Source organism: Pseudoxanthomonas kaohsiungensis, assembly GCF_010211765.1.
Taxonomy (GTDB): domain Bacteria; phylum Pseudomonadota; class Gammaproteobacteria; order Xanthomonadales; family Xanthomonadaceae; genus Pseudoxanthomonas; species Pseudoxanthomonas kaohsiungensis.
Genome location: NZ_PDWO01000003.1, coordinates 18921 through 38792 on the forward strand (window position 1 = coordinate 18921; position 19872 = coordinate 38792).

Here is a 19872-nt window from a genome sequence, read left to right on the forward strand (position 1 = left end):
GCTCCTGTAGGAGCCGATTCATCGGCGACCCGAGGCGGCTGGGATGCCGATGGGCCATCGCGACCCATGGCACCGCGGTCGCCCATGAGGATGGGCTCCTACACGCACACACACATGCACCGGCCGGGCCCAGCGGTCCCGGGCCTCGAAGTAGCGTCAGCATGCACCAGGGCGACACTCTTGTAGGAGCCGATTCATCGGCGACCCGAGGCGGCTGGGATGCCGACGGGCCATCGCGACCCATGGCACCGCGGTCGCCCATGAGGATGGGCTCCTACACACACAGACATGCACCGGTCGGGCTCAGCGGTCCTGGGCCTCGAAGTTGAGCGTCAGGTTGCGCTGGAACACGTTCTCGAACCCGCGGTAGGGCAAGGGCTGGGCGCGGAGGACGGCGGCCTCGAGCGAGCGGCGGCCCGCGTCGTCGAACGGACAGCCCGCCTGCACCTGGACGTCGATCACCTCGCCGCCCGGCAGCTGGCGGATCGATACGCGGCAGCGCTGGCCCAGCGGCACGGTGTCGGGCCGGATCCACTGCGCGGTCACCGCCTGCTGGATCGCCGCGGCGTACTTGGCGGTCAGATCCTCGCTGGTGCCGCCCTGCCCCGGCGTGCCCTGGCTGGGCGTGGCCGCAGCGGCCTGCCGCTGCTGCACCTGCTGCAACTGGCGCAGCTTCTGCTCGGCCAGTTCGGCCTGGCGGGCGGCCTGCTCGCGTTGCCTGCGGATCTCGGCCAGCTTCTTCTGCCGTTCGGCTTCCTCGGCCTGCGCCGCCAGCCGGCGCTGGTTCTCGGCGGCCTTCTGCTTCTCGCGCTCTTCGGTCAGGTCGACCTGCTCCTGGCGGCGGCGCTCTTCCTGTTCGCGCTCGGCCTTCTCTTGGGCGATCGCATCGCGGCGCGCGGCGTCCTGGTCGACGGTGTCCGGCTCGGGAATGAACTCCTGGGCCTGCTGCTGCGGCGCCACCACCGCATCCTGCGGCCGCGGTTCGGGCAGCGGCTGCGGCGGTGGCACGGTTTCCTCCGGCGCCAGCTCGGTCATCGGCTGCGGCAACGGTTCCGGCTCGGGCTTGGGCGCGTCCTCGGCGCGCTGCTGCGCGGCGGCGATATCGGACGCCGACATCACCAGCGAAGCCTCGATCACCGGCGAGCCGGCCGCCGGCTCCACCTGCCGCTGCGGCGACCACCACCAGGCCACCCAGAACAGCAGCGCGACCAGCAGGTGCAGGGCGACCGCCAGCGCGAACGGGCCGGCCAGCCCGCCCTCGCGGTCGCCGGGATGGCGGTAGAAGGCGTCAGCGTGCATTGCCACCCGGCTGGCTCATCAGGCTCACCCGCGGCACGCCGGCCTGCTGGACCAGGACCATCGTGTCCATGACCTTCTGGTACTCGGTCACGCCCGGCGCGGCGACGAACACCGGCACGTCCTTGTTCTGGGCGACGAAGGCGGCCAGGCGCGCGGTCAGCTCGGTGGCGTCGATGCCCTCGGGCTTGCCGCCCTGCAGGGTCAGGAAATAGCGCCCCTCGGCGTCGACGGTGACGATCACCGGGTCCTTCTTGCTGTCCACCGCTCGCGCCTGCGACTGCGGCAGGTCCACGTCCACGCTCAGGCTCAGCAGCGGCGCGGTGACCATGAAGATGATCAGCAGCACGAGCATCACGTCGATGTACGGCACGACGTTGATCTCGGACTTGAGCTTGCGGCGCTTGTGGCGGGTCATCCCGGTGGTCATGGGCTTTCCTGTTGAATCCCCGCACAGGGATGTGCGGGCTCTTGCGAAGGACTCGCGTTATTCATCCATGCCGGCCTGGCGCTGCAGGATCGAGCTGAACTCGTCGGAGAAGCTCTCGTAGCGCTGCGACAGCCGGTCCACGCGGGTGGTGTAGCGGTTGTAGGCCCACACCGCCGGGATCGCCACGAACAGGCCGATGGCGGTGGCGAACAGCGCCTCGGAAATGCCCGGCGCCACCGAGGCGATGCCGACCTGGGCGCCCTGGCTGACCATGTCGTGCATGGTCACCATGATCCCGAACACGGTACCGACCAGGCCCACGTACGGCGCGGTCGAGCCGATGTTGGCCAGCAGTTCGAGATTGCGCTCCAGCGCGCCAACCTCGCGGGTGTAGGCCACGCGCATCGCCCGCTGCGCGCCTTCCAGCTGCGCGCGCGGGTCATGCCGGCGCTTGTCGCGCAGGCGGGTGAACTCGCGGAAGCCGGCCTCGAAGATCGCCTCCAGGCCGCCGACCACGCGGTTGCGGTCGGTCGCCGAGGCGTACAGCTTGCCCAGCTCGGCGCCGGACCAGAACCGGTTCTCGAACTCGTCGGCCTCCTGGTCGGCGGCCTTGAAGCTGCGCAGCTTGCGGAAAATGATCACCCAGCTGATCAGCGAGCCGGCCAGCAGCAGCAGCACGATCAGCTTGACCGGCAGGCTGGCGCGCAGCATCAGGTCCAGGTAGTTGATGCCGCCATGCGCAGCGGTGGCTGCGGCACCGGCCGCGGCGGCGGCCGCCTCTTCCGGCAGCGCCTCCACCACGGTGGCCACCAGGGCCAGGATCGATCCGGTCATCCTTCCGTTTCCTCTCTCGGTTCTGTTGTCTGTTGCGGTGGACCGCCCGGGGCGGGTTGCAGGCCGGTGCCGGGTGGCCCCTGGCGAGGGGTCACTCCCTGCGACCGTCCTGCAGCGATTTCAGTTCCTGGTACAGCGACTCCTCCACCGGGCAGGGGCGGAAGTCCTCCGCCCGCAGGGCGGCGACCTTGACCTCGGCCGCCAGCAGCAGTTCCTCCCCGCGCAGGATGCGCTGGGTGAAGACCACGCTGGCGCGGCCGACGCGGGCCACCTCCGCGGTGACCTCGAGCAGGTCGTCCAGCCGCGCCGGGCGCAGGAAGTCCAGCCGCATCGAATGCACCGCGAACACCAGCCCGGCCTGCTGCAGCGTCTGCTGGCCCCGGCCCATGGCCCGCAACGCATCGCTGCGGGCCCGTTCCAGGAACGCGACGTAACGGGCGTGGTAGACCACGCCACCGGCGTCGGTATCTTCCCAGTAAACGCGTATCGGAATGCTGAACATCGGCGGGCCGTATCGGATCGACCCGCAAAGCATGACCGCTGCCCGCTTTCGCGGCCAGCCCTGGGGCTTCCGTATCGGCAGCCGCATCGCTTGTCGCAGGAGCCCATCCTCATGGGCGCCCCCCCGCGGCCCGCAGATTCGATCGCTCGCCCGCCGTCTCCCCGCCTCGGGTCGCCGATGAATCGGCTCCTACAAAGAGCAGCGCCGATTCCTGTAGGAGCCCATCTTCATGGGCGCCCCCCGCGCGGCCCGCAGATTCGATCGCTCGCCCGCCGTCTCCCCGCCTCGGGTCGCCGATGAATCGGCTCCTACAAAGAGCAGCACCGATTCCTGTAGGAGCCCATCTTCATGGGCGCCCCCGCGCGGCCGGCAGATTCGATCGCTCGCCCGCCCTCCCCGCCTCGGGTCGCCGATGAATCGGCTCCTACAAAGAGCGGCACCGATTCCTGTAGGAGCCCATCCTCATGGGCGGCCCCGCGCGGCCGGCAACTCGATGGCTCCCCCGCGCTCCCCGCCCCAGTCGCCGGTGAACCGGCCCCCTACAGGAACGCGCTGTCCCAGAAGGGGTAGTCGCCAATGCGCTCCACCAGGCCTGCACGCACCGGATTGGCAATGATGTAGCGCGCAACGACGAACAGGTCGTCCTCGCAACGGAGTGCGCGGTCATGGAAGGCAGGCTCCCAGAGGGGGCCGGCACGGGCCAGCATCCGGTTGGCCCGGACCCCGGAGGCGGCCTTGAGCCGCGACACCACCCGCTCCAGCGGCATGCACTCGCCCATCTGCAGCAGCCAGTGCCCGTGATCCGGCATCAGCACCCAGGCCAGCAGCCGCGCATCGGCCAGCGCGACCTGCTGGTGGAACGCCCGCACCGCCTCGCATCCGACGTGGAAATCGGCGAACCATGGGCGACGCCCGAGCGTGCTCGCGGTGACGTGGTAGACCTGCCCCGGCAACGACACCCGTCCGCGCCGCAGCGCGCGGTGCCCCCGGAAGCGGTCGTCGACATGCATGTCCATGGCGCCAGCGTGCCGGACGCCGCCAGCCCACCCCAGCAGGCTGCACCGTGCGCGCCTGTAGGAATTCGCCGTCGCGGGCAGTGCCGACCGTCCTCGGCCAAAAAAAAACCCGCGCCCCCTTGTAGGAGCCCATCCTCATGGGCGACACGGGCGCATCGGATCGCGGGACGCCCCGGGCACGCCAATCGGCGTCGGGTCGCCGATGAAGATCGGCTCCTACAACAGCGCCGCGATCAATCCTTGGTGACGCGGTTGATCTCGGCCAGGCTGGTGATGCCATTGCGGCATTTCATCAATGCGGACTGGCGCAAGTCGCGGATGCCCGCCTTCTGCGCCACCTCGGCGATCTGCATGGCGTTGCCGCCCTCCAGCACGATCGCCTGGATCGCCTCGCTCATCGGCATCACCTGGTAGATGCCGGTGCGGCCCTTGTAGCCTTCGGTGCACTCGTCGCAGCCCACCGCCTCGAACAGGGTGACGCCGGCCTTGATCTCGGCCTCGGTGAAGCCCTCGGCCAGCAGCGCATGTTCCGGCAGTTCCACCGGCTTCTTGCATTTGGAGCACAGCCGCCGCGCCAGGCGCTGGGCGATCACCAGGGTCACCGAGGATGTGATGTTGTACGGGGCGATGCCCATGTTCATCAGGCGCGCGATGGTCTGCGGCGCGTCGTTGGTGTGCAGGGTCGACAGCACCATGTGGCCGGTCTGCGCCGCCTTGATCGCGATCTCGGCCGTCTCCAGGTCGCGGATTTCGCCGACCATGATGATGTCCGGGTCCTGGCGCAGGAAGCTGCGCAGCGCCGCGGCGAAGGTCATGCCGCGCTTGGTGTTCTGCTGCACCTGGTTGACGCCCGGCAGGCGGATTTCCACCGGATCCTCGACCGTGGAGATGTTGCGCACGTCGTCGTTGAGGATGCCCAGCGCGGTGTACAGCGACACCGTCTTGCCCGAACCCGTCGGGCCGGTCACCAGGACCATGCCATAGGGCTTCTGGATGGCGTCGAGGAACAGCGCCTGCTGATCCTCCTCGTAGCCGAGCTTGTCGATGCCCAGCTTGGCGGCGCTGCCGTCGAGGATACGCAGCACCACCTTCTCGCCGAACAGGGTCGGCAGGGTGCTGACGCGGAAGTCGATCTGCTTGGTCTTGGACAGGTTGAGCTTGATGCGGCCGTCCTGCGGCACCCGCTTCTCGGCGATGTCCAGCTGCGCCATCACCTTCAGGCGCGCGGCGATGCGCGGGCTCAGCTTGACCGGGGCCTTGGCCACCGACTTGAGCAGGCCGTCGATGCGCAGGCGCACGCGGTACTCGCTCTCGTAGGGCTCGAAATGGATGTCAGAGGCGCCGCGCCGGATCGCGTCGATCAGCACCTTGTTGACGAACTTGACCACCGGGGTGTCGTCGCCCTTGGCGTCGACGCCGGAGTCCGAACCGGCATCCTCGTCGCCGCCACCGACGTCGAGGCTGTCTAACCCCTCGTCGTCGCCGCCCAGGTCGCCACTGATCTGGCCGCCGGCGTTCTGCCACTGCTCCAGGGTCCGCCGGATCTGGTCCTCGTCGACCAGGATCGGCTCCACCACCAGGTTGGTGTGGAACTGGATCTCGGCCAGTGCCGCAGTCTGGGTCGGGTGACTGGTGCCGACGAACAGCTTGTTGCCGCGCTTGAACAGCGGCAGCACATGGTGCTTCTGGATCAGCTCCTCGCTGACCAGCTTGAGCGCGTTTTGCGCCGCATCAAAGGCATTTGTGTCCAGCAGCGGCATGCCGAACTCGACCGAGTTGGCTGCGGCCATCTGCGCCGGGGCAACCAGCTTCTTCTCGGCGATCCACTGAGCCAGCGGCACCTTGGCCTCGGTCGCCTTGGCCATGGCGGTGCGGGCGGCCGCCTCGTCGAGGGCGCCGTCCTGTACCAGGCGGCGGGCGATGCCGGTTATGCCGACGAGGTTGGCTGCGACGGCAGAATTCATGCTTGCCCCCTAGATCACATCTGTCGATAAGATAGCGCAAAGAACGTGCCACACACTAAGGAAAGCCGCCGATCGGCACTACGCCGTTGATTCAAGGGAGCTGTTCGCCTTCCTGACTTTCATGCCAGAAACTTCCTGTCCACAACGAAACAGGCCCGCCGAAGCGGGCCTGTTTCTTCACTTGAAGGCCAGCAGGCCTTCACGACACGCAAGTTAGACGCGGCACTCGGCCGGAACGTGCTTGTTATCGCCAGCGGTACGGACGCAGCGCCAATCGATCGTCGAGTTGGCAGCGCTGACGTTCGGAGTCAGAGTCAGGGTGACGCTGCCAGCGCGGGCCTGGGTGGTAACCGTGATCACGCCGGTCGCTGGGGCGCAAGTCAGGGTGTTCAGGTTGCGGTAGGTGCCGCCGGCAGCGATCGGCTGGACGCCAATGCAGCGCTGAGCCGAGGTGGGATCGTTGGCGATGTTTTCGGCCACCGTCGTCTTGGCACCGGAGGCAACGACCAAGGCCTCGGAGACGCGCGAACGAATGGTGTAGTCCTGATACGCCGGCAGCGCGATGGCGGCCAGGATGGCGATGATCGCCACGACGATCATCAGTTCGATCAGGGTGAAGCCCTGCATGTTCTTCTTCATGATTCAAATCCCCTAGAGCGGTTGGTTGGTTAGGACACTTTACCTTTCGGACCCGTGTCCTTTCCGGAACGCGGGCAATGCGCGGCGGGTAGCCACGTGCGGTGATTCACGCACATGTCGTGCCAAGTACGGGCTCCCCGTCGAGCGCATTCAGTCTACCAGCCGTTGGCCGCTAATGACCGGCCGTCGGGCACGCTTGGGGCGTGATCGGGGGCACAGGGGTGGTTGTGACCTGCAACGTCAGAAAGTGACCCAATAGGTCAGGTGCGGGGTTGGGGTCGTGCGGACGAGGGACTCATGGCCGGCCAGCCTGGGGCGGCGGGCTGGCGACAACGACCGGCGGGCCGCCCGGAACCGGCTGGCGGGCCGGGGCGAAGGCGTCGCAGCCTGCCACGGGGGCGTCGGGTCGCCCATGAGGATGGGCTCCTACACACATATGTGTGGCGGGGATCGGTCGGCGCCTTGGAGGAAGCGTGATGGGGGTGGCGTGTCAGGCGCCGGAATAGCGGCTACCATGCGGCGGAAAGCCGGCGCGGGGAATGCCGGCGGGGAGACCTGAGCATGTCCGCGACCCGTAGCGCCGTGAAGAAGACCGTGCCCGTCGAACGGAGCACCAGCCAGCTGGTGCCGTTCATCTGGGAGGGCACCGACAAGCGCGGCGTCAAGATGAAGGGCGAGCAGCCCTCCAAGAACGCCAACCTGCTCAAGGCCGAGCTGCGCCGCCAGGGCATCACCCCTACCGTGGTCAAGCCCAAGCCCAAGCCACTGTTCGGCGCGGCCGGCAAGGTCATCACCCCGAAGGACATCGCCTTCTTCAGCCGGCAGATGGCGACGATGATGAAGTCGGGCGTGCCCATCGTCTCATCGCTGGAGATCATCGGCGACGGACAGAAAAACCCGCGCATGAAGGCGATGGTCAACCAGATCCGCACCGACATCGAGGGCGGCTCCTCGATGTACGAAGCGATCAGCAAGCACCCGGTGCAGTTCGACGAGCTTTTCCGCAACCTGGTGCGGGCCGGCGAAGGCGCGGGCGTCCTGGAAACGGTGTTAGACACCATTGCCAGTTACAAGGAGAACGTCGAAGCACTGAAGGGGAAGATTAAAAAGGCGCTGTTCTACCCGATCATGACGATCGCCGTGGCGATTATCGTCAGCGCGATCTTGTTGATTTTCGTGGTACCGCAGTTCGAGGCGACATTCCAGAACTTCGGCGCGGACCTGCCCGCCTTCACACAGATTATCGTCAACGCTTCACGATTCGCGGTGGCGTACTGGTGGATGATTCTGATCGTCGTTGTCGGCGCCTTCTTCGCCTTCTTCTTTTTCTACAAGCGATCCCCCGGTTTTCAGCATTTTCTCGACAAAGTGATCCTTAAGATCCCGGTGATCGGCGAAATCATGCACAACAGTGCGATCGCCCGCTTCTCGCGCACCACCGCGGTGACCTTCAAGGCCGGCGTGCCGCTGGTCGAGGCACTGGAGTCGGTGGCCGGCGCCACCGGCAACACCGTCTACGAGAAGGCGGTCTACCGCATCCGCGACGACGTCGCCGTCGGCTATCCGGTCAACCTGGCGATGAAGCAGACCCACCTGTTCCCGCACATGGTCATCCAGATGACGGCCATCGGCGAGGAAGCCGGTGCACTGGACACCATGCTGTTCAAGGTGGCCGAGTACTACGAGCAGGAAGTGAACAACGCGGTCGACGCGCTGGCCAGCCTGATCGAGCCGATGATCATGGTAGTGATCGGCATCCTGGTCGGCGGCATGGTGATCGGCATGTACCTGCCCATCTTCAAGCTCGCCGCGACCGTCTGACAGGAAGAACCGCTTCGCATGGCATTCCTCGACCAGCAGCCTTTGCTGGGCTACCCGCTCGTTGCCGCCGTCGGCCTGGCCGTCGGCAGCTTCCTCAACGTGGTCATCCTGCGCCTGCCCAGGCGGCTGGAGTGGGAGTGGAAGCGCGACGCGCGCGAGATCCTGGAGCTGCCGGAGATCTACGATCCGCCGCCGCCCGGGATCGTGGTCGAGCCTTCGCACGATCCGGTCACCGGCGACCGGCTGAAGTGGTGGGAAAACATCCCGGTCTTCAGCTGGCTGGCGCTGCGCGGGCGCTCGCGCTACAGCGGGCAGAAGATCTCGGTGCAGTACCCGCTGGTGGAACTGCTGACCGGCCTGCTGACGGTGCTGTGCGCCTGGCGCTTCGGCTTCGGCTGGCAGGGCTTCGGCGCGATGGTGCTGACCTGGTACCTGGTCGCGCTGTCGGGCATCGACCTGCGCACCCGCCTGCTGCCCGACAGCCTGACCCTGCCGCTGATGTGGCTGGGCCTGGTCGCCAGCCTGGACAACCTGTTCATCCCGGCCAAGCCGGCCCTGCTCGGCGCCATCGTCGGCTACGCGTCGCTGTGGAGCGTGTGGTGGCTGTTCAAGCAGCTCACCGGCAAGGAAGGCATGGGCCACGGCGACTTCAAGCTGCTGGCCGCGCTCGGCGCGTGGGTGGGGCTGAAGGGCATCCTGCCGATCATCCTGCTCTCGTCGGTGGTGGGCGCGGTGATCGGCTCGGCCTGGCTGGCCTACAAGGGCCGTGACCGCGCCACGCCGATCCCGTTCGGTCCGTACCTGGCGATCGCCGGCTGGATCGTGTTCTTCTGGGGCGAGCAGATGATCGGCGCGTACATGCGGGTATCGGGCCTGGGGTAGGAGCCGATCCTCATCGGCGACCCCACGCGCGCCGGCACCGCCCACGGCACCTCGCGATCCGGCCCGCCCGTGTCGCCCATGAGGATGGGCTCCTACAAGAGCCGTCCTGTAGGAGCCGATCCTCATCGGCGACCCGACGCGCGCCGGCACCGCCCACGGCACCTCGCGATCCGGCCCGCCCGTGTCGCCCATGAGGATGGGCTCCTACAATGCGGGCATGAGCGAGTTCATGATCGGCCTCACCGGCGGGGTGGCCTCGGGCAAGAGCGAGGTCACCCGGCGCTTCGAGGCGCTGGGCGTGCACGTGGCCGATGCCGACGTGGTGGCGCGGGCGGTGGTCGAGCCGGGCCAGCCGGCGCTGGCGCGGATCGCCGAGCGGTTCGGGGCCGGCATCCTGCTCGCCGACGGCCGCCTGGACCGGCGCCGGTTGCGCGAACAGATCTTCAGCGACCCGCAGGCGCGCGCCGACCTGGAGGCGATCACCCATCCGGCGATCCGCCTCGCGCTGGAGCACGAGTGCCGCGCGGCGGCCGGCCCGTATGCGATCGCCGCGATCCCGCTGCTGGCCGAGGCCGGGGGGCGCGCCGCGTATCCGTGGCTGGGCCGCATCCTGGTGGTGGATGCGCCGGTGGAACTGCAGCGCGCGCGCCTGATGCGGCGGGATGGCGTGGACGAGGCGCTGGCCGCGCGCATGATCGCCGCGCAGGTATCGCGCGAGGCGCGACTGGCGATCGCCGACGACGTGCTGGTCAACGACGGGCATCCGGATCACCTGGACGCACCCGTCGCGGCCCTGGACGCGCGCTATCGCGCGCTGGCGGCGACGTTGTAGGAGCCGATCCTCATCGGCGACGCGACGCGCGCCGGTTCACCCGCGATACTCGCAATCCGATAGGCCCCGGTCGCCCATGAAGATGGGCTCCTACAAGAGGGCGGCCGCGCTGCTGTAGGAGCCGATCCTCATCGGCGACCCGACGCGCGCCGGTTCACCCGCGATACTCGCAATCCGATAGGCCCCGGTCGCCCATGAAGATGGGCTCCTACAAAAAGAGGGGGCCGCGCTGCTGTAGGAGCCGATCCTCATCGGCGACCCGACGCGCGCCGGTTCACCCGCGATACTCGCAATCCGATAGGCCCCGGTCGCCCATGAAGATGGGCTCCTACAAGGAGGGGGCAGGCAGGAAGCCGTTATGGCCACAGGCTGCGGATGGCGGCGATGCCCTGCGCGCCGTGGCCGCGGGCCACGGGCAGGTCGTCGACGGTCAGCCCGCCGATGGCGTAGATCGGCAGCGCGACCTGTTCGCGCAGGGCGACGAAGCCCTCCCAGCCCAGTGTCCTCGCGCCCGGATGGGTCGCGGTGTCTTTCACCGGCCCGAGCACGGCGAAGTCGCAACCCAGCGCCTGCGCCTGGCGCAGGTCCTCCAGGTCGTGGCAGGACGCGCCAACCGGCACGCCGGCGGGCAGCGGCCGCGCGGCCAGGCCGGCCAGCTGCTCGCTGCCCAGCTGCACGCCCACGCCGAGCTCGGCGGCCAGCGCGATGTCGCGGTTGAGCAGCAGCCCGGCGCCGGCCTTGCGGCAGTCCTCGGCCACCGCGTGGGCCAGGGCGGTATACGCCGCCGGCGCCAGGCTGCGCGCGCGCAGCTGCACCCGCTCGATGCCGTCGGCCAGCGCGCGCGCGAGCGAGTCGCGCCAGGCGGCCGGTTCGTCGCCGGGTTCGGGGGTGACCAGGTACCGATCCGGCTGGCGCAGCGCACCCACCACGGGCACGTCGGCCGAGGGCATCGAGTAACGCGCCAGCCGTTCGGGGGCGACCCAGGTCAGGGCCTGGCCCTCGCGTCCGCGCGGGGTGCCCTTCCAGCGCGGGATCACGCGTACCTCCAGGCGCAGGCGCTTGCCGGGGTACTCCTGCGGCACCTCGATCAGCGCGCCGCCGACCTCGGCCTCGATGCCCAGCTCCTCGTGCAATTCGCGCGCCAGCGCCGCTTCCGAACTCTCGCCGGGCTCGCGCTTGCCGCCGGGGAATTCCCAGAGGCCGGACAGGTCGCTGTCCTCGCCGCGTCGGGCGAGCAGCACGCGCCCGCGCACGTCGGTGAGGACGCCGGCGACGACGTGGATCGAGCGGAGCGGAGTTTCCATGGGGGCAGCTTACCCGGCCCTGCCCGCCCGCTGGAATCACATCCCTCTGTAGGAGCCCATCTTCATGGGCGACACCCGGGTCGCATCGGATCGCGGGTCGACTCGGTCGGCCAGCGTGCGTCGGGTCGCCGATGAGGATCGGCTCCTACAGGAGCACGCGCCTTGTGTAGGAGCCCATCCTCATGGGCGACACCGGGGACGCATCGGATCGCGGGTCGACTCGGTCGGCCAGCGTGCGTCGGGTCGCCGATGAGGATCGGCTCCTACAGGAGCACGCGCCTCGTGTAGGAGCCCATCCTCATGGGCGACACCGGGGTCGCATGGGATCGCGGAATGGCGCGGCCGCGCCGGCGTGCGGCGGGTCGCCGATGAGGATCGGCTCCTACAGCGAGCGCGACGGCCTTTTCATCGGCGGCGACCCGGGTCCCGGGTCGCCGATGGGCCTTCGGTCAGGCCAGCTGCCCGTGGCAGTGCTTGTACTTCTTGCCGCTGCCGCAGGGGCACGGGTCGTTGCGGCCGACCTTCGGCGCCTCGCGCACGACGGTGCCGGCGGCGGCGGTGCCCATCACGCTGGCGTGGCGCTCGCGCTCGATCGCGGCGACCTCGTCCTCGGTGTCGTAGCCGGCCGCGGCGGCGTGCTGGAACTGGGCCTGGCGCAGCCGGGCCTCGGCCTGGGCGCGCTCCTGCGCCTCCAGCTCGGCGATCTCCTCTTCGGTGCGCACGCGCACCCGCGCCAGCAGGGTCACCACCTGGCGCTTGACGTTCTCCAGCATCTCCGAGAACAGCTCGAAGGCTTCCTTCTTGTATTCCTGCTTGGGCTGCTTCTGCGCGTAGCCGCGCAGGTGGATGCCCTGGCGCAGGTAGTCCATGCGCGCCAGGTGCTCCTTCCAGCCCTGGTCGAGCACGGTCAGCATGATGTGCTTCTCCAGCGCGCGCGCGGTCTCGGCGCCGAGCTGCGCTTCCTTCTGCTCGAACATCGCCGCCACCGCATCCTGCACGTGGCGCTCGATGCCCTCGGCGTCCAGCTCCTCGGCGCCCTTCACCAGGCCCTGCAGGTCCAGGCGCAGGCCGATCTCGCCTTCCAGCGCCGCCTCCAGGCCCGGCAGGTCCCATTGCTCGTCGACCGAATCGGCCGGCACGTAGCGGGACACCAGCTCGGCGACCACGTCGCCGCGGATGCCGTCGATGTTGTCCTTGACCGAGTCGGCATCCAGCAGTTCGTCGCGCTGGGCGTAGATCACCTTGCGCTGGTCGTTGTTGACGTCGTCGAAGTCCAGCAGGTTCTTGCGGATGTCGAAGTTGTGCGCCTCGACCTTGCGCTGGGCCTTCTCGATCTGGCGGCTGACCAGCTTGTCCTCGATGACGTCGTCTTCCTTCATGCCCATCATCCGCATCGCCTTCTGCACCCAGTCGGAGGCGAAGATGCGCATCAGGTTGTCTTCCAGCGACAGGTAGAAGCGGGACGAGCCCGGGTCGCCCTGGCGGCCGGAGCGGCCGCGCAGCTGGTTGTCGATGCGGCGCGACTCGTGCCGCTCGGTGCCGACGATGTGCAGGCCGCCGGCCTCCTTGACCTGGTCGTGGCGCTTCTGCCACTCCCGGCGGACCTTGGCCTTGTCCAGCGCGCTGGCTTCCTCGCCCAGTTCGTGCAACTCGGCTTCCAGCGAACCGCCGAGCACGATGTCGGTGCCGCGGCCGGCCATGTTGGTGGCGATGGTCACCGCGCCCGGCCGGCCGGCGTTGGCGACGATCTGCGCCTCGCGCTCGTGCTGCTTGGCGTTGAGCACCTCGTGCACGACCCCGGCCTTGCGCAGGTAGTCGGAGAGCATCTCCGAGGTCTCGATCGAGGTCGTGCCCACCAGCACCGGCTGGCCGCGCTTGAAGCAGTCCTCGATGTCGGCCAGCACCGCGCGGAACTTGCCCTCGCGGTTGAGGAACACCTGGTCGGGATGGTCCTTGCGCTGGACCGGCTTGTGGGTCGGGATCACGATCACTTCCAGGCCGTAGATGCTCTGGAATTCGTACGCCTCGGTGTCGGCCGTGCCGGTCATGCCGGACAGCTTCTTGTACATGCGGAACAGGTTCTGGAAGGTGATGCTGGCCAGGGTCTGGTTCTCGCGCTGGACCGGCACGCCCTCCTTCGCCTCCACCGCCTGGTGCAGGCCGTCGGACCAGCGCCGCCCGGCCAGGGTGCGGCCGGTGAACTCGTCGACGATCACCACCTCGCCGTCGCGCACGATGTAGTCCACGTCGCGCTGGTAGATGGCGTGCGCGCGCAGCGCGGCGTTGAGGTGGTGGACCACCGACAGGTTGTTGGCCCCGTACAGGCCGTCGTCCTCGCCGAGGATGCCGGCGCGGCGCAGCAGCAGCTCGGCGTGCTCCATGCCGGCCTCGGACAGGTGCACCTGCTTGCCCTTCTCGTCGACCCAGTAGTCGCCCTCGCCTTCCTCGGCCTCCTGGCGCTTGAGCTGCGGCACGATGCGGTTGACCCGGATGTACAGCTCGGGCGATTCGTCGGCCGGGCCGGAGATGATCAGCGGGGTGCGCGCCTCGTCGATCAGGATCGAGTCCACCTCGTCGACGATGGCGTAGTGCAGGCCGCGCTGGAAGCGGTCGGCCTTCGACAGCGCCATGTTGTCGCGCAGGTAGTCGAAGCCGAATTCGTTGTTGGTGCCGTAGGTGATGTCGGCGGCGTAGGCGGCCTTCTTGTCCGAATGCGGCATGCCCGGGTAGACCACGCCCACGCTCAGGCCGAGCCAGTTGTAAAGCTTGCCCATCCAGGCCGCGTCGCGGCGTGCCAGGTAGTCGTTGACCGTGACCACGTGCACGCCCTTGCCTTCCAGGGCGTTGAGGTACACCGGCAGGGTACCGACCAGGGTCTTGCCCTCGCCGGTGCGCATCTCGGCGATCTTGCCCAGGTGCAGGACCATGCCGCCGATCAGCTGCACGTCGTAGTGGCGCATGCCCAGCACGCGGTGGCTGGCCTCGCGGCAGACCGCGAACGCTTCGGGCAGGACGGTGTCGAGCGCCTCACCGGCGGCGATACGCTGCTGGAACTCCGGGGTCTTGGCCTTGAGCGCGTCGTCGGAGAGCTTCTTCATCTCCGGCTCGAGCGCGTTGATTCTGGCGACGATGCGGTCCAGCTGGCGCAGGAGCCGTTCGTTGCGGCTGCCGAAGACACGGGTGAGCAGTTTGTTGATCATCGATGAGGCCGGTTGGGAATGAACGCCCGGGGGTCCGGCGCGGTGCGTCGGATCCTGCGGACAGCGCGCAACCGGCCCTGTCCGGGGCAACATGCCATTGTAGCTTGGGGCGCGCGGCGACGATCTCAAGACGGCCGGGGACCGTGCCATCGATCACCCCGCCCCCCGAAAGGCGCGACTACGCCCTTGCTTGTAGGAGCCCATCCTCATGGGCGACAGGGGCGTCGGGAGTCATGGAGCCGTCGCCCATGCCGACCCCATCGGTTTGCCGATGGGGATCGGCTCCTCCAGAAGCGCGCAGGCCCGCCCCTTTGCGGGGGCGGGCCTGCGAATCCCGGCAGCGTGGGCCAGCGGGGCTCAGCCGCGTCCGCGCTTGGCGACCGGCGCGCGGCCGTCGGCGAGGAACTTGCGCGGATTGACCACGCGGCCGTTCTCCCACACCTCGAAGTGGACGTGGGCGCCGGTGGAGCGTCCGGTCGAGCCGGCCTTGGCCACCTGTTCGCCGGCGCGGACCAGGTCGCCGGCCTTCACGGTCAGGCGCGAGTTGTGCGCGTAGCGGGTGACGTAGCCGTTGCCGTGGTCGACCTCGATCGTCATGCCGTAGCCGCTGCGCGACCCGGCGAAGCTGACCACGCCGTCGGCCACCGACATGACCGCGTCGCCGACATTGGCGTCGAAGTCGATGCCCTTGTGGAACTGGCGGCCGCGGCCGAACGGGTCGGCGCGGTTGCCGAAACTGGAGGTGATGTAGCTGCGGCGGACCGGCGAACGCACCGGCAGGGTGTTGTTCTCGAGCTGGCGGTCGAACAGCAGTGACTCCATCACGCCCAGCTGGCGGCCGGAGGTCTCGAACTGCTGCTGCACCTCATCCAGGCCGGCGACCAGTTCGTCGCGCGGCATGTCGCGGGCGATGCCGGCGCCACCCTGGCCGGGCGTGCCCTGGAAGTCGAACTCGCCGTCTTCGAGCTGGCCCGCTTCGGTCAGGCGCTCACCGAGCGCGTTGAGGCGGTTGGCCTGGGCCTGCAGTTCGCCGAGGCGCGCGGCCAGTGCGTTGATTTCCTGCTGCGACTGGCGCTTGACCTGCTCGAGCTCGCGCTGCTGGTCGGCCAGGCGCGTTTCGGTGTGCTGGGCGCTGGCGACGCCGATCGCCACGCCGACGCCGGTGCCCAGGACGACGCCGGTACCGAGCACCGCGGCCAGGGCGGCGGCGGGTCGCCGGGTGGCCAGCGCCTGCAGGCGCCCGACCAGTCCATTGGCGTGGTTACCACGCGGGTTTCTTACGATGAATTTATAGCTCATGCTTTCGGGTATGCCTGATTTGAAGCCCAACGCCCGCACGGCGGCCGTCCCGCGTCCCGCAGCCGAAGCGGCGTTGGCGGATGAAACTGGCGCCACCTTGCGCCGAGCCCTCTGGCTCGATGCGCTGGACCAGCAGTTGCGTCCCCTGCTGCCCCCCGGGCTGGCCGGCCATTGCAGACTGGCCAACGTTTCCGGCGGACAACTCGTTTTTGTCACCGATTCCCCGGTCTGGCGGGCGCGGGTGCGCCTGGCAGAAGCCGAACTCCTCGATGCGGCCCGCTCCGTCGGGCTGAACCCCACCGCAGTCATCTGTAAAACGACTACCGGTCCGTTGCATCCGCCTCGACCGGCCAGCGCAACGCCCCCCCTGGTTTCAGCGACCGCCCGGCAAGCCGTCGGCGACGCATTGGCATCCCTGCGGGAATCCGATCCGTCGGATTCCCCGGGCTCCGAGGCTCCTGCCCCGGGGTCTTCGACCGGCCCTGCAACGTAGTGTTTCGCCGTTGGAGGACAACCCGCGGGGCATCCTATCGTCACATCCCCCTCACGTCGTTAGCGAATCATTAAAGATTCGTTACGCGGGATACGGATCGCGGATGGGGTTCACGCTTCGTGAAAGTCCCTGAAGGGCTGAAAACGTTCTCCGGACTGAATGGCCTGTTCAGGTTTGGAGGCGTCACTTGGACGATCCCGTGAAGCCGGTCCATGGCCGACAAGGCCCCTGTAGGAGCCCATCTTCATGGGCGACCCGGGCGTCGGAGGAATAAGGGCGTCGCCTGTGTCGACGCGGCATCGGGTCGCCGATGAGGATCGGCTCCTACAGGCAGCGGCGTAGACCCCTGTAGGAGCCCATCTTCATGGGCGACCCGGGCGTCGGAGGAATAAGGACGTCGCCTGTGTCGACGCGGCATCGGGTCGCCGATGAGGATCGGCTCCTACAGGCAGCGGCGCAGACCCCTGTAGGAGCCCATCTTCATGGGCGACCCGGGCGTCGGAGAAGTGAGGGCGTCGCCTGTGTCGACAGGGCATCGGGTCGCCGATGAGGATCGGCTCCTACAGGCAGCGGCGCAGACCCCTGTAGGAGCCCATCTTCATGGGCGACCCGGGCGTCGGAGAAGTGAGGGCGTCGCCTGTGTCGAACGCGGCATCGGGTCGCCGATGAGGATCGGCTCCTACGACGGCGGGTTGGTGCGCGCGGGGAGCGGTCAGGCCAGCGCGGGCATGCCGTAGGCGAGCGGCGCCGGGGCGGCGACGTCTTCGAAGCTCACCTTCTCCCACGCGCTGGCGTCGGCCAGCAGGGCGCGGGCGAGCTTGTTGTTGAGCGCGTGGCCGGACTTGTAGCCCTCGTAGGCGCCCAGGATCGGGCCGCCGACCAGGTACAGGTCGCCGATCGCATCGAGGATCTTGTGGCGCACGAACTCGTCGGCGTAACGCAGGCCGTCTTCGTTGAGCACGCGGAATTCGTCCAGCACGATCGCGTTGTCCATCGAGCCGCCGAGGCCGAGGTTGAGCTCGCGCATGTATTCCAGGTCGCGCATGAAGCCGAAGGTGCGCGCGCGCGAGATCTCCTGGATGTAGGACGCGGTGGAGAACTCAAGGGTGTGGCGCGATTGCCTGGCCGGGATCATCGGATGGTCGAACTGGATGGTGAAGTCCAGCCGGTAACCGTCGAACGGGCTGAAGCGGGCGACCTTGTCGCCGTCGCGCACTTCCACGTCCTTGAGGATGCGGATGAAACGCTTGGGCGCGTCCTGCTCGGCGATGCCGGCCGACTGCAGCAGGAACACGAATGGACCGGACGAGCCGTCCATGATCGGCAGCTCGGCCGAGGACAGCTCCACGATCATGTTGTCCACGCCCAGGCCGGCGGCGGCGGACATCAGGTGCTCGACGGTCTGGATCTTGGCTTCGCCGCAGGTCAGCCCGGTGCACAGGGTGGTCTCGGTGACCAGGCCGGCGGCCGCGGGCACTTCCACCACCGGCTCCAGGTCGGTGCGCCGGAACACGATGCCGTGGTCGACCGGGGCCGGGCGCAGGGTCATGTAGACCTTGTTGCCGCTGTGCAGGCCCACGCCGGTGGCGCGGATCGTGTTCTTGAGGGTGCGCTGCCGGGTCATGGGGTCACCTGCGACGGGATATCCGTATGGGGTGTCGCGTGAAGTGCCTGAGAATATCACGCGTTTAGCTGAATCTTAACGGACTGCCAGGCGTGCCCGGGACCGCATGACGCCCTTCCCGTAGGAGCCGCTTCATCGGCGACCCGAGGGCACGGGACGGGCGATGGCACCGGTAATCCAGCCGCCTCGGGTCGCCCATGAAGATGGGCTCCTACACGGACGGAAGGCGCGCAGCGAGGGCAACGAAAACCTGCCGGGCCTGGCCGGCCCGGCAGCAAGGGACCACGGACACCGGGACTGCAGCGCGCCATGGCAGGCGCGCCCCGGGGCTTGCTTCGCCGCAGGCCGGCCAGCGCCGGCGGCGACACACACATCACTGTTCCGCAGGCCGGCCTCGCGGCCGGCGTCCGGTCAGTCCGCCTGGCGGCGCAGGAACGCCGGAATATCCAGGTAATCGCTCGGCAGGTCGGCGGCCGCCGGGGCCGGCGACGACGGCGCGGCCGGCGCATTCGCCGGACCGCCGCGGCGCAGGCCGAGGCCGCCGGTCGCCGTGGCGATCGGATCGGCGGCGAAGCCGTCGTCGATCGGCAGGCCGGTGGTGGCATCGCGGACCAGCCGCACCGGCGCGCGCATCGGCTCGCGCGCGCTGAAGTCGGCACGACCGCCGCCGAACTCGCGCTCGCTGCCGCGCACCGGCTGGCGGGCCACGGCGCGGTTGAGGCCGGTGGCCACGACGGTCACGCGCACCTCGTCCTGCATGTCCGGGTCGAGCACGGTGCCGACCACCACGGTCGCATCCTCGGAGGCGAAGCCCTCGACGGTGCGGCCGATCTCGTCGAACTCGGCCATGGTGAAGTCGGGGCCGGCGGTGATGTTGACCAGGATGCCGTTGGCGCCGGCCAGGTTGACGTCGTCCAGCAGCGGGTTCTGGATCGCCGACTCGGCCGCGGCCTGGGCCCGGTCGTCGCCGCGCGCGGTGCCGGTGCCCATCATCGCCAGGCCCATCTCCGACATGACGGTGCGCACGTCGGCGAAGTCGACGTTGATCAGGCCCGGGCGCACGATCAGGTCGGCGATGCCCTGCACCGCGCCCTGCAGCACGTCGTTGGCGGCGCGGAATGCCTGCACCATCGTCGCGTTGCGGCCCAGCACGGTGATCAGCTTCTCGTTGGGGATCGTGATCAGCGAGTCGCAATGGGTCGACAGTTCCTCGATGCCCTTGAGCGCGACCTGCATGCGGCGGCGGCCCTCGAACGGGAACGGCTTGGTGACCACGGCCACGGTCAGGATGCCCATCTCCTTGGCCAGCTGGGCCACCACCGGCGCGGCGCCGGTGCCGGTGCCGCCACCCATGCCGGCGGTGATGAACACCATGTCCGCGCCCTCGAGCGCGGCGATGATCTGCTCGCGGTCCTCCAGCGCGGCCTGGCGGCCGACTTCCGGGTTGGCGCCGGCGCCCAGGCCCTTGGTGACGTTGCCGCCGAGCTGCAGCTGCATCTTCGCGCCGCAGTTCTTGATCGCCTGGGAATCGGTGTTGGCGGTGATGAATTCCACGCCGTCGACGCTGCTGTTGACCATGTGCGCCACGGCATTGCCGCCGCCGCCGCCCACGCCGATGACCTTGATCACCGCGTTCGGAGCCATCTTCTCGATCAGTTCGAAATGTGCCATGTCCGTTGTCCTCGTTATTAAGTGCCGGCTTTCTATGCTCCGGCGTTCTTGTCGGGTACTGCCTT

At 68.6% G+C, this 19872-nt stretch carries 16 protein-coding genes; 4 read left to right on the top strand and 12 right to left on the bottom strand.

Annotated elements, in window-relative coordinates; all coding sequences use genetic code 11:
• Window positions 1-303 precede the first annotated feature (303 nt).
• From tolA to CSC66_RS04430, 7 genes are all read right to left on the bottom strand, one after another.
• A complete protein-coding gene (gene tolA, locus CSC66_RS04400; protein ID WP_162376182.1) occupies window positions 304-1299 on the bottom strand; it encodes a cell envelope integrity protein TolA in 996 nt (331 codons plus the stop codon).
• Complete coding sequence (gene tolR / locus CSC66_RS04405) at window positions 1289-1726, bottom strand: protein TolR (protein ID WP_162376183.1); 438 nt, start codon at window positions 1724-1726, stop codon at window positions 1289-1291. Before tolR ends, tolA begins: the two co-directional genes overlap by 11 nt.
• 57 nt (window positions 1727-1783) lie before the next feature.
• A complete protein-coding gene (gene tolQ, locus CSC66_RS04410) occupies window positions 1784-2560 on the bottom strand; it encodes a protein TolQ (RefSeq protein ID WP_162376184.1) in 777 nt (258 codons plus the stop codon).
• 91 nt (window positions 2561-2651) lie between these two features.
• Window positions 2652-3095, bottom strand: coding sequence for a tol-pal system-associated acyl-CoA thioesterase (ybgC, locus tag CSC66_RS04415; RefSeq protein ID WP_338016014.1), 444 nt, complete (start codon window positions 3093-3095; stop codon window positions 2652-2654).
• A gap of 506 nt (window positions 3096-3601) precedes the next feature.
• Entirely contained in the window at window positions 3602-4078 is a 477-nt protein-coding gene (locus tag CSC66_RS04420; RefSeq protein ID WP_238394280.1) for an REP-associated tyrosine transposase, read from the bottom strand.
• Between the two features lie 233 nt (window positions 4079-4311).
• Window positions 4312-6042 (bottom strand): type IV-A pilus assembly ATPase PilB, encoded by a 1731-nt coding sequence (pilB, locus tag CSC66_RS04425; RefSeq protein ID WP_162376186.1) that lies wholly within the window; start codon window positions 6040-6042, stop codon window positions 4312-4314.
• Window positions 6043-6255: 213 nt separating this feature from the next.
• Window positions 6256-6681 (bottom strand): pilin, encoded by a 426-nt coding sequence (locus CSC66_RS04430; RefSeq protein WP_162376187.1) that lies wholly within the window; start codon window positions 6679-6681, stop codon window positions 6256-6258.
• 561 nt (window positions 6682-7242) lie between these two features.
• On the opposite strand from CSC66_RS04430, the gene CSC66_RS04435 reads away from it, so the two are divergent.
• The 3 genes from CSC66_RS04435 to coaE all read left to right on the top strand — a co-directional run bounded on the left by CSC66_RS04435 (window position 7243) and on the right by coaE (window position 10216).
• A complete protein-coding gene (locus CSC66_RS04435; RefSeq protein ID WP_162376188.1) occupies window positions 7243-8502 on the top strand; it encodes a type II secretion system F family protein in 1260 nt (419 codons plus the stop codon).
• An 18-nt stretch (window positions 8503-8520) separates the two neighbouring features.
• Complete coding sequence (locus tag CSC66_RS04440) at window positions 8521-9384, top strand: prepilin peptidase (protein WP_162376189.1); 864 nt, start codon at window positions 8521-8523, stop codon at window positions 9382-9384.
• Between the two features lie 217 nt (window positions 9385-9601).
• On the top strand, window positions 9602-10216 hold the full coding sequence (gene coaE / locus CSC66_RS04445) for a dephospho-CoA kinase (RefSeq protein ID WP_162376190.1): 615 nt from the start codon (window positions 9602-9604) through the stop codon (window positions 10214-10216).
• Window positions 10217-10572: 356 nt separating this feature from the next.
• On the opposite strand, the gene CSC66_RS04450 is transcribed toward coaE, so the two are convergent.
• From CSC66_RS04450 to CSC66_RS04460, 3 genes are all read right to left on the bottom strand, one after another.
• Window positions 10573-11520, bottom strand: a complete 948-nt coding sequence (locus CSC66_RS04450; RefSeq protein ID WP_162376191.1) for a Nudix family hydrolase — start codon at window positions 11518-11520, stop codon at window positions 10573-10575.
• A 449-nt stretch (window positions 11521-11969) separates the two neighbouring features.
• Window positions 11970-14720 carry a preprotein translocase subunit SecA gene (gene secA, locus CSC66_RS04455; protein ID WP_162376192.1) on the bottom strand — a complete coding sequence of 917 codons (2751 nt, stop codon included), beginning with the start codon at window positions 14718-14720 and terminating at the stop codon, window positions 11970-11972.
• A gap of 357 nt (window positions 14721-15077) precedes the next feature.
• The gene (locus CSC66_RS04460) at window positions 15078-16019 is read right to left on the bottom strand and encodes a M23 family metallopeptidase (protein ID WP_162376193.1); all 942 of its coding nucleotides are present in this window, start codon (window positions 16017-16019) and stop codon (window positions 15078-15080) included.
• Between CSC66_RS04460 and CSC66_RS04465 the strand changes: the two genes are divergently transcribed.
• Window positions 16018-16512 (top strand): DciA family protein, encoded by a 495-nt coding sequence (locus CSC66_RS04465; RefSeq protein WP_374318811.1) that lies wholly within the window; start codon window positions 16018-16020, stop codon window positions 16510-16512. The two genes, CSC66_RS04460 and CSC66_RS04465, sit on opposite strands and share 2 nt — an antisense overlap.
• A gap of 712 nt (window positions 16513-17224) precedes the next feature.
• Here the strand turns inward: CSC66_RS04465 and lpxC are convergent.
• Window positions 17225-18136 carry a UDP-3-O-acyl-N-acetylglucosamine deacetylase gene (gene lpxC / locus CSC66_RS04470; protein WP_162376195.1) on the bottom strand — a complete coding sequence of 304 codons (912 nt, stop codon included), beginning with the start codon at window positions 18134-18136 and terminating at the stop codon, window positions 17225-17227.
• 411 nt (window positions 18137-18547) lie between these two features.
• Window positions 18548-19807 (bottom strand): cell division protein FtsZ, encoded by a 1260-nt coding sequence (gene ftsZ / locus CSC66_RS04475; RefSeq protein WP_162376196.1) that lies wholly within the window; start codon window positions 19805-19807, stop codon window positions 18548-18550.
• Between the last annotated feature and the right edge of the window lie 65 nt (window positions 19808-19872).